1 protein-coding gene is annotated in these 1,193 nt (G+C 39.6%); it reads right to left on the minus strand.

Annotation, left to right across the window (positions count from 1 at the left end; translation table 11 throughout):
* On the minus strand, positions 1-1,193 hold a 1,193-nt coding region (locus J2S17_RS28760; RefSeq protein WP_307480827.1), incomplete at both ends, for a condensation domain-containing protein.

Below are 1,193 nucleotides of genomic sequence, written 5' to 3' on the forward strand. Positions count from 1 at the left end.
CGCAATCGGTGTCCCAACAATAATATCTTCTTGTCCACTATGCCTAGAAAGAAGAAGCTGATAAGCGGAAAGCAAGACCATAAATAAGGTGGTTCCAGTTTTATTTGCGAGTTTATCTAGTTGTTGTGCTAGTGGAACAGGAATGGAAAAATCAGTCCGTGCTCCTTCGAAACTTTGAAGCTTCGGTCGTTGTTTTCTTGATAAGTTGAGTACTGGAAGGTTACCTGAAAGTTCATTTAGCCAAAACGCTTCATCTTTTGAATAAGCGTCTGTATTCATGCTTTCTAACTGCCAAGCGGATACATCTTTATATTGAAGCCGGAGAGGTGGCAGGTTTTCTCCCTTATAACTTAAACTAATCTCTTCAAGCATTGTCTTGAGTGAAGGCGCATCAGAAATAATATGGTGCATATCCAGAATCAATACATGTTTTTCGGCATCCATTGAAATGAGACCAGCTCGTAATAATGGCGCTTTAGTTAACTCAAAAGGTCGGGAATAGTTATTCACTCTTTGTGGAACCACCGGTTCCTCCTCTTCCCAACGTTCTAGTGAAAAAGAAACATGCGGATGAATTCGTTGAATAAAGCCATCCTCGATTTGTGCAAAGGAGGTTCTCAGTGCTTCATGTCTATTAATCACCTGTTGGATAGCCTTTTCTATCCGCAGCGCGTCAATTTCCCCTTCTAATTGAACAGCACCTGTGATATTGTAATTGTTTTCGATGTTCTCAAGTTGATTTAAAATTAGCATGCGTTTTTGTGCGGAAGATACAGGGTAATAATCTTGATCTGCGACTTTAGGTATCTCTTCAAATTGTTTGTTTTTAGCTGTGTTTAATTGTTCCAATTCTGTCGCCATCAGCTTTACAGTCGGAAAATTAAATACAGCCTTAATCGGAAGCTCAATTTGAATGTTTTTATGAATGATATTTACTAATTGGGCCGCTCTAAGAGAGTGGCCGCCTAATTCAAAGAAATGATCATGTAGACCAATTCGCTTTACCCCGAGTACTTTTTTCCAGATATCAGCGATTTCTCGTTCCATCGCCGATTGTGGCTCCTCAAATGGAGCAGCACTACTTATTTCTGGTTTAGGCAATGCCTTCTTATCAATCTTCCCATTAGATGTAAGTGGCAGTGAAGGCAAAGAGACAAATTGAGCAGGAATCATATAATCTGGTAAAAACTCAT

The organism is Cytobacillus purgationiresistens (genome assembly GCF_030813235.1).
Lineage (GTDB): Bacteria > Bacillota > Bacilli > Bacillales > Cytobacillaceae > Cytobacillus > Cytobacillus purgationiresistens.